At 71.3% G+C, this 6,237-nt stretch carries 8 protein-coding genes; 6 read left to right on the plus strand and 2 right to left on the minus strand.

Translation table 11 applies throughout. The features are described 5' to 3' along the window. The first annotated feature begins 39 nt into the window (after window positions 1-39). A complete protein-coding gene (locus ACFQ87_RS07550; protein WP_380609637.1) occupies window positions 40-1,254 on the plus strand; it encodes an alpha/beta hydrolase family protein in 1,215 nt (404 codons plus the stop codon). Between the two features lie 78 nt (window positions 1,255-1,332). Here ACFQ87_RS07550 and ACFQ87_RS07555 read toward each other — a convergent pair whose 3' ends face one another. Continuing rightward, window positions 1,333-1,818 carry a MarR family transcriptional regulator gene (locus ACFQ87_RS07555; protein WP_380609638.1) on the minus strand — a complete coding sequence of 162 codons (486 nt, stop codon included), beginning with the start codon at window positions 1,816-1,818 and terminating at the stop codon, window positions 1,333-1,335. A 118-nt stretch (window positions 1,819-1,936) separates the two neighbouring features. Here ACFQ87_RS07555 and ACFQ87_RS07560 point away from each other — a divergent pair, with 118 nt between their 5' ends. The 5 genes from ACFQ87_RS07560 to ACFQ87_RS07580 all read left to right on the plus strand — a co-directional run bounded on the left by ACFQ87_RS07560 (window position 1,937) and on the right by ACFQ87_RS07580 (window position 5,264). Further along, the gene (locus tag ACFQ87_RS07560) at window positions 1,937-2,329 is read left to right on the plus strand and encodes an HGxxPAAW family protein (protein ID WP_380609639.1); all 393 of its coding nucleotides are present in this window, start codon (window positions 1,937-1,939) and stop codon (window positions 2,327-2,329) included. A 103-nt stretch (window positions 2,330-2,432) separates the two neighbouring features. Next, window positions 2,433-2,771: a hypothetical protein gene (locus ACFQ87_RS07565; RefSeq protein ID WP_380609640.1), complete on the plus strand. Its 339-nt coding sequence runs from the start codon at window positions 2,433-2,435 to the stop codon at window positions 2,769-2,771. A gap of 41 nt (window positions 2,772-2,812) precedes the next feature. Beyond that, window positions 2,813-4,399 (plus strand): peptidoglycan-binding protein, encoded by a 1,587-nt coding sequence (locus tag ACFQ87_RS07570; RefSeq protein WP_380609641.1) that lies wholly within the window; start codon window positions 2,813-2,815, stop codon window positions 4,397-4,399. Between the two features lie 134 nt (window positions 4,400-4,533). Further along, on the plus strand, window positions 4,534-4,854 hold the full coding sequence (locus ACFQ87_RS07575; protein ID WP_380609642.1) for a protease inhibitor I42 family protein: 321 nt from the start codon (window positions 4,534-4,536) through the stop codon (window positions 4,852-4,854). Then, complete coding sequence (locus tag ACFQ87_RS07580; RefSeq protein WP_380609643.1) at window positions 4,851-5,264, plus strand: hypothetical protein; 414 nt, start codon at window positions 4,851-4,853, stop codon at window positions 5,262-5,264. The genes ACFQ87_RS07575 and ACFQ87_RS07580 overlap by 4 nt, the downstream gene beginning before the upstream one ends. Before the next feature lie 17 nt (window positions 5,265-5,281). On the opposite strand, the gene ACFQ87_RS07585 is transcribed toward ACFQ87_RS07580, so the two are convergent. Beyond that, entirely contained in the window at window positions 5,282-6,010 is a 729-nt protein-coding gene (locus ACFQ87_RS07585; protein WP_380609644.1) for a hypothetical protein, read from the minus strand. Window positions 6,011-6,237: the final 227 nt, after the last annotated feature.

A 6,237-nucleotide genomic window follows, 5' to 3' on the forward strand; every position in this document is an offset into this window, starting at 1 on the left:
CGATGCCGCCCGCCCGCGCCGCGTGACACCGTTCCGTGCATGGACACCACGCCGTTCACCGGCTCAAACGGACTGACGCGCCGTCGCGTGCTGGGCACCGCACTGGCCTTGGGCGCCGCCGCCCCGCTCGGCCTGGCCTCCACCTCCTGGGCCTCTTCGCCCTCCGCCTCCGGGAGCGCGACCGGCCGGCTCACCCTGCCCGCGCCCACCGGCCCGCACCCCGTCGGCACCGTCGCCCTGCACCTGCGCGACACCTCCCGGCCGGACCCGGCTTCCGGGGCCGGCCAGTTCCGCGAGCTGATGGCGAGCGTCTGGTACCCGGCCCGGCAGGCGGACGGACTCCCGCTCGCCCCCTGGCTGGCCGACGGCCCGCTGCGGCTCTTCCTCGACGATGTCGGCTTCCCGCTCCCGCCCACCCTCGCCCCGCTCACCGCCGGGCACGTGGGCGCACCCGTCCACCGCAGCGGACACCGGCTGCCCGTCGTCGTCTACGCGCACGGCGCACACAGCCACCGGGGCGACCACACGGTCATCGTCCAGGAGCTCGCCAGCCACGGCTACCTCGTGGTCACCGTCGACCTCCCCCACGACGCCTTCACCCAGTTCCCCGGCCTCCCCCCGGTCACCCCGGCCAGGGACCCGAACGTCGACACGGGCGTGCGCGCCTACGTCCCGGACTTCCGCTTCGTGCTCGACTGCGTCGAGGAACTCGCCGCCGGCCGCAACCCCGACGCCGACCGGCGCGAGCTGCCCGAGGGCCTGCTCGGCGCCCCCGACGCGCAGCGCATCGGCATGTTCGGCTGGTCGAAGGGCGGCAGCGTCACCGCCCAGACGGCGGTCGTCGACCCGCGCGTCCGGGCCGGGCTGAGCCTCGACGGACCGATGATCCCGACCATCACCACCGACCTCGACCGGCCGTTCCTGATGATGACCGCCGACTGGCCCCGCACCCCGGACTCGGCCGCCGAGACCTTCTGGACCCACCTGCGCGGCTGGCGGCTGAACATCCAGGCCGACGGCGCCGTCCACTCCTCGTACGGGGACAACATGACGCTGATCCCGCAGGCGGGGAAGCTGCTCGGGATGAGCGAGCAGCAGATCCAGCAGCAGGTCGGCACCCTCGACCCGGGGCGCGGGATGCTCATCCAGCAGGCCTACCCGCTCGCCTTCTTCGACCAGCACCTGCGGCACCGGCGCGGGCACCTGCTGGACGGGCCTTCGCCGCGCTTCCCGGAGGTGAAGTTCCTTCCGTAGCCCGGTCGCGGGACGTACGGGAGAGCCCCTGGCACTCGGCGGCGGCCGAGGACCAGGGGCTCTGCGCGCTTCGCGCCGCTACGGGGTCCCGGCGCGGATCTCGTCCAACGACTCGGCCAGGACGGTCCGCGCCCGGGTGAACCAGTCGGCGATCACGGCGGTCTCCTCCGGCGTGTAGTCGGCGAACAGCGCGCCGATCCGTTCGTAGAACGGGCCGTAGGCCTGGAGGATGCGCTGCTGCGCGTCGTCCGCCATCACCACCCGTACCCGGCGCCGGTCGCCCGGGTCGGCCTCGCGGCGCGCGTACCCGGTCTTCTCCAGCCGGTTGAGCACCCCGGTCACCGCCCCGGTGGTCAGCTGCGCCCGCTCGGCGAGGTCGCCGGCGGCCAGCGACTCGCCGGCGAGCGCCGCCTCGATGACGAAGCCGAGGCAGGTCAGGTCGGTGACGTTGAGCCCGAGCCTGGCGGCGATGTCCTGTTGGCCGAACTGGGCCAACGCGATCATCCGGTCCATCGCGTACAGCGCCTGCTCGGGCGTCGCCTGGGGGCGCGGCTTGCCCTTCACCCAGGATCTCCTTAGCATCTAAGTAACTTATCTCGTGAGATAAATGAAGTGGGGGCATCGACCCGGTCGAACCCCGTTCGTTCACCGCCACCTGCCCATCTCACACCACGGAGGATCCATGAGTGCACACGGTGACCACGACATGGGCCACACCGTCGCGGGCTGGACCGGCTCCGCCATCGCGACCCTCGGCTTCGCGGTCGCGGGCCTCGCCCTCGTCCTCGGCTCCGCACCCGGCCTCTGGGCCGGCGCAGCGCTCACCGCGCTCGGCGGCCTCACCAGCTGGCTGCTCCACCTCGCGGGCTGGGGCAAACCCACCGGCCCCCGCCCACCCCACCTGCGCCACTGGCGCACCCGCGACCCGGCCGGCCGCCACGGCCACCCGAACTGCCTCGGCTGCCGCCTCGCAGGGCGCGGACCCCAGACCGAGGGGGCGAGGACGACATCGGCCTCGCCCGGTCCGGTGGTGCCACCACGCCGCGGACGGTGCGTCATGAACCGGCAACAGTAGCCGCATCGGACGCGATACGGACTGGTCCGGTCACGAACTCGTACGTAGAGTGCACGAAGGCCGTCATTCAGACGGCACGGGGGAAGCACACAGGGTGGGGGCCATGGCGGAGGGTACGGGCTACACGATCCAGGCAGGCGGAGCCGAGGGGCAGGCGAAGGCGCTGGACAAGGCGTCCCTGGACCAGGACAAGATACGCGCGGCGACCATCGACCCCGTCAACCTCGCCGAGAACGTGTACGGCGGTGAGGACGCCGACCCGGCGTACCAGAACTTCCGCAACGCATGGCAGTCCGAGACCACAGTGATCCAGGGAGCCCTGAGCGAGCTGGCGCTCAAGGTACGCCTCTCCTCGCACAACTACCAGAAGGCCGAGAGCGCTGCGGTGGCCGGCCTCCGGGAGACGGCCTCCGGCGCCGGCGACTACCGCCCCTTCGGCTGAACACGGCACCACGGGGATCAGGGGGGGGCTGACGAACCGACATGGCAAAGGAATCCACCACTCAGCGCTACAAGGCGCTGGGCGATCGGCTGAAGGACACCCGCGAGGCGGACTCCAAGAACGACCTCATCGACGCGATCAAGGGCGCCCTCGCCGTCCACGCGCCGCTCGGGTCCCCGAGTGCCATCGAGGCCGCCGGAACCCGATTCAAGAACGCGGCCGCCAACTCGGACCACCTCCACCAGGATGTCGTGAAGATCGCCGGCTCCGGCCTACCGGACGTCTGGACCGGCAACACCGGCGCAAAGGCGGCCGAGGTCGTGAACGCCGCCGGCCGCGCACTCGACCGCCAGACCACGGCGCTCCACAACGGCGGGATCGCCCTGCACAGCCTGGCGGACGCGCTGCGTGCCGCCCAGAGCCAGGACAGCACCGCGCGCTCCGAGCTCCAGCAGGTGCTGAACCAGCTCGGCGGGAGGGAAGGCCTGCTCGACGAGTGGTTCGAGGACGATGACGACGAGGCGAAGCGCAAGAAGGCGCAGCAGGCCGCCATACCGCACGTCGAGTCGATGCTCGACGCCGCCAAGAAGGCCGACGAGGCGACACGGGCGGCGGCCCGTGACCTCAACAAGCTGGCGTCCGAGGCCCGGGCCGGCAAGTTGCCCGTGATCAACGGGGTCACCAGCGCGGACAAGCTGGTCCTGGCCGAGACCTCCGGCCCGGACGGCCCGACCGAACTGAACGAGCTGTTGACCGCCAACGACATGAAGCGGTCCGGCGAGTACCTCAACAAGATGAACGACAAGGACCGGGCGGACTTCGAGAAGCTGCTCGCCGCCTCCGGCTCCCCGCAGGAGCGCGCCTATCTGATGAAGGCGCTGGCGGCCGGTCACAACCTGGACGAGATCCGCACCTTCCAGAACAAGATCCACGGCAAGAACCCGGAGTGGCTACGCACGCACCTGACGCCCGTTCACACCGAGAGCGAGGACAAGTCCAGCGGCGGAGTCAACGACGACGGATCCAACAGGAACACGGACGTGGTGAACTTCGGCACCGGCGTATGGAGGCAGAAGCTCGGCGAAAACGCCGGCGAGAACACCTGCGTCGCCTCCTCCACCATCACCGCCCGGGCGATGGTCGACCCGCTCTACGCGCTGGACCTGACCGGCGGCCCGTCCGGCCAGGAGAACGACCCGGAGGCGTTCCAGAAGCGACTGCTGGACGAGCAGCACCGTGTGCACACGGAGGGCCATGGCAACGAGAAGGGCATGGAGGCGGACGGCAAGGGGCAGGTGCTGGAGAAGGAGGTCAGCCCGCATACCGGCGCCGACTTCGACTACAAGAAGCTGCCGGACGACAACGCCCGGCGTGAGATCCTGCCGGACATCGAGAAGGCGGTCGCCGACGGAAAGCCAGTCCCGATCGGGATCGAGGGCCACGACAAGGACGGCAAGCGCGAGGGCCACGCCCTGCTGATCGTCGGTCAGGAGGGCAACATGCTGCAGATCTACAACCCCTGGGGCTTCACCACCTGGGTCAGCGAGGACGACTTCATCAACGGCCACATGGACCGGGCAGCGGACCACCGGGTGCCAACCGCCTACGCCGTCCACCTGCCGAGGTGACCAGGCCGGTGAAGGTGCTCACGAGGGCACCCCTGCGGGCGGTCGGGCTGTCAGTCGTACTGGCGGCCACTCTGACGGCCAGCGCGTCGGACGAACTTGACCGCGGCCGGGTGCTTCGCGCGGAGGAACGCTCGGTGAGCCTCGCCATCGGCGAGCGCTTCACGATCGCCGTCCGGGACAACGCCTCGGACGGCGACTACTGGCGCGTCGTCACCCCGAAGCCGGACGCCGCCGTGGTGACCGGAGTCGACGAGGTGCTCGACCTCCCAGAAGCGTCGGAAACCGCGGACGGTATCGGCGGAATCCGCTACTACACCTTTGAGGCGAAGGGCAACGGGACCACCACCATCACCCTCTTCAACTGCTATCGCACACTATGCAGCCACCCGAAACTCGGCGACGACGAGAGCAGGAAACGGGTCGTGCGCAACACCTACACGGTGACCGTCCGATGAGCACTGACGGCCGCTTCCACCCCAAGACGGACGACGAGCTGCGACAGCTCGACGTGCCCGCCATGCTCCGCTACGGCCTGGCCTTCGCCGGTCCCCACCGGACGGCCCTCTTCCGCGAGGGCGCCATCGCCGCGGCGCTGGCCGCCGACGGGCTGGGGGTGTTCCCCCGCTCGCTCGCGTTCCTCGCCGAGGTGGTGCGTGCTGGTGGCGCCCGCTATGCCGCCGACCTCGCCGAGCCGCTGCCCGGCGAGGAGCCGACCCGACTCGCCCGGGAGTGGCTGAGCTCGGCCGCCACCACCGTCACCACCACCGACGGCGACCAGCTGCTCGCCCGCTGGCTGGACGCCGTCGCGGAGATCCTGGGCATGCGCCGGGATGTCCGCTCCGGCCCGGCCAATGGGACCAGCTGAACCGGGAGCAGGCGCGATCAGACGGACATCCCCGCCGTCGCAGCGGCGGTGGGTGGGGTGGCGCTGCCGCCGGTGGCGCCGAGGGTGTGTTCGACCTTGGCGACGGCGGTGCGGTACTGCATCGAGGCGGTCTGGGAGTCGGCGCCCTCGCGCTGGAAGAAGCCGAAGGCCATGCCGACGGTGCCGAAGCGCTCGATGCCGACGTAGGCGTTGAGTTGGACGCCGGCGAGGGTGCCGTCGAGGCGGACGGCGGGGGCGTCGGGGCGGTCGCCGAGGGTGACGGGGGTGACGGTGAAGGTCACCGAGTCGGCGGTGCCGTCGTTGAAGGTGAGGGCGTGGCAGGTCTTGATGGCGTCGGTGACGGTGTTGAAGTCGGCGGTGAGCTTGTCGGAGTCCTCGGCGATGAGGGCCTGGGTCACCACCGGGTTGCCGTCCGGGCCGTCCAGTTCGGTCTCGGCGTGCGGGGTCGAGGGGTCGGGCGCGGTGGCGTGCATGTCGATCAGGGCGCTGAGCGCGTCGCAGCCCCTGACGGGGGTGGGGTTCTCGCTCGGGCCGGGGCTCTCGGTGGAGGGGAGCTCGGTGTAGTCGGGGCCGAGGTCGTCCGCGGTGAACAGCGCCGACTTCAGCTGGTCGGCGGAGGGGAGGTCCTGGGCGGGTGCCGCCGATGCCAACCGGGCCGGTCCCAGGGTGGCCGCCACGACGAGGATCGCGGCGGTGAGGGCGTGGAGAGGTCTCGGGAGGGACATGCTGGCCCCCGGTCGAGAGTTCGGGCAGGGACAGGGCACCAGTCTCCCACCGGGGGCCGGGCGGGGCGCGCGGGCGCGGATCGCTCCAGGTCGGACCGGGTACGGCGAGGGGCCGCAACGCGGTGCGCTTCGGGGCCCGCACACCCAATGGTGGCCCCGCCCCCCGGGGTCCAACGCTCCCCGCCCACCCTGTGCCCCTCTTTGTCTCCCCCTTTGCGTCCAACCCC

This window comes from Kitasatospora sp. NPDC056531, assembly GCF_042794375.1.
In the GTDB taxonomy this organism is placed as follows: Bacteria; Actinomycetota; Actinomycetes; order Streptomycetales; family Streptomycetaceae; genus Kitasatospora.